This is a genomic window from Mesorhizobium sp. M7A.F.Ca.MR.362.00.0.0 (genome assembly GCF_004023175.1).
Lineage (GTDB): Bacteria > Pseudomonadota > Alphaproteobacteria > Rhizobiales > Rhizobiaceae > Mesorhizobium.
In genome coordinates this window covers 1-230 of the sequence record NZ_RZTF01001152.1, presented here as the reverse complement: position 1 = coordinate 230, position 230 = coordinate 1, and the positions used below count along the sequence as shown (strand labels likewise).

Genomic DNA, 230 nt, shown 5'->3' with positions numbered 1-230 from the left:
TTCTTAACTTGCTTGTGGCAGGAGTGGCCTTTATTGTTGTCGCCCTTTTTCCTTATAAGGCATTTATGAGCAATAGATTTCTCGTTCCCATGGTTTTTATATCGTTAATTGGTCTTTTCGGTGTTTTTGTTCTTGGTCATGTGGCAGGAAATGCACAAAGCTGGTATAAGCTTGGAACTGCAAGCCTGCAGCCTGCGGAATTTGTTAAGCTGTCGGTGATTGTTTATCTC

At 41.7% G+C, this 230-nt stretch carries 1 protein-coding gene; it reads left to right on the top strand.

Annotated features, from left to right (window positions below; genetic code table 11):
- On the top strand, positions 1-230 hold a 230-nt coding region (locus tag EOC06_RS39460), incomplete at both ends, for an FtsW/RodA/SpoVE family cell cycle protein (RefSeq protein WP_164899121.1).